This window comes from Halomonas sp. 707D4, assembly GCF_024158685.1.
Taxonomy (GTDB): domain Bacteria; phylum Pseudomonadota; class Gammaproteobacteria; order Pseudomonadales; family Halomonadaceae; genus Vreelandella.
This window is the reverse complement of record NZ_JAMZBD010000679.1, coordinates 1-1288: the sequence shown is the minus strand read 5'-3', so window position 1 is coordinate 1288 and position 1288 is coordinate 1. Positions and strand designations below refer to the sequence as shown.

Annotated in this window: 2 protein-coding genes and 1 pseudogene; all 3 read left to right on the top strand. The window is 66.0% G+C overall.

Annotated features, from left to right (window positions below; all coding sequences use genetic code 11):
- Window positions 1-224: pseudogene (locus tag BIS11_RS17840) on the top strand (C4-dicarboxylate ABC transporter substrate-binding protein); the annotation flags it as partial.
- A gap of 68 nt (window positions 225-292) precedes the next feature.
- Complete coding sequence (locus BIS11_RS17835; protein ID WP_253425523.1) at window positions 293-796, top strand: TRAP transporter small permease; 504 nt, start codon at window positions 293-295, stop codon at window positions 794-796.
- Between the two features lie 4 nt (window positions 797-800).
- A partial coding sequence (locus BIS11_RS17830) for a TRAP transporter large permease subunit (RefSeq protein ID WP_253586761.1) occupies window positions 801-1288 on the top strand: 488 nt, incomplete at its 3' end.

The following is a 1288-nucleotide window of genomic DNA, read 5'->3' as shown; positions in this document are numbered from 1 at the left end:
AAGCGGCCCGCGAGACCACGACGTTTCAGCGCGAGGAAACCGCGCGGCGCGAAGAGGGCTACATCGCCACCATCGAGGGCAGCGGCACCCAGGTCAGCACCCTGGACGACGACCAGCTGGCCGCCTTCCGGGACGCGACCGCCTCGGTGCACGAGCGCTTCGCCAGCGACATCGGCACCGAGCTTGTGGCGACGTTCGAGCAAGCCATCGCCGATGCGCAGTAATTCGTGTTTCGCCGGGCCCGGCCGCGTGGCGGGCCCTGTCGTCTTCGCCTTGCCTGGGAGCTTTCGCCATGCGCGCACTTGATGCGGTGCTGTCCCGCGCCGAGGAGATCCTCATCGGCACGCTGATCCTGTCGGCCTCGTGCATTCTGTTCGCCAACGTCGTGGCGCGCTACGTGTTCAACGATGGCTTCTCCTGGGCGGAGGAGCTGGTGCGCTACCAGATCGTCTGGATGGTGCTGCTGGGGGCGAGCGTGGCCGCGCGTCAGGGGATCCATATCGGTATCGATATCCTGCGCCGCTTCAGCCCGGCGCCGGTGGCCAAGGCGATCACGCTGCTGGTTCACGGTCTTTCCGTCGTGTTCTGCGCCTTTCTGGTGTTCTACGGCATCGAGCTCACCGAGCAGACCCAGCGGTTTGGCCAGGTGAGCTCCGCGCTGCAGGCGCCCATGTGGGTAGTGCAGTTGGCCATTCCCGTGGGGGCCGGCCTGATGGCGCTGCGCTTCGCCCAACACTTTCTGCGCACGCTGTGTGATAGCGAGCGACCCTCTTCCCACCTGGAACAGATTGGATAGCGCCATGATCGTGACGTTTCTCGCGCTGCTGGCGCTCTCGATGCTGGTCGGCCTGCCGATCTTCATCGCCCTGGCGGGCTCGGTCATGGCGACCATGGCGGGTTTCAGCCATATTCCCTTGGCCATCGTGGTCGAGCGCCTGTTCGCCGGGCTCGACAAGTTTCCGCTGATGGCCATTCCGTTTTTCATCCTCACCGGTAGCCTGATGAGTGCGGGCGGGCTTTCCCGGCGCATCATCCGTTTCGCCAACCTGCTGGTGGGGCGCTTTACCGGTGGCATGGGGATGACCGCCGTGTCGTCGAGCATGTTCTTCGGCGCCATCTCCGGCTCGAGCCCGGCCACGGTGGTGGCGGTGGGGTCGCTGCTCTACCCGGCCATGCGCAAGGAGGGCTACTCCGGCCCGTTCTCCATCGGCGTGCTGGTCTCGTCGGGGTCGCTGGGCATCATCATTCCGCCGTCGGGGGTGATGATCGTCTACGCGGCGGTGACCGG

Bases quoted from the DNA above. Each gene is read 5' to 3' on its own strand.
- BIS11_RS17835 (WP_253425523.1), top strand. From the start codon at position 293: ATGCGCGCACTTGATGCGGTGCTGTCCCGCGCCGAGGAGATCCTCATC.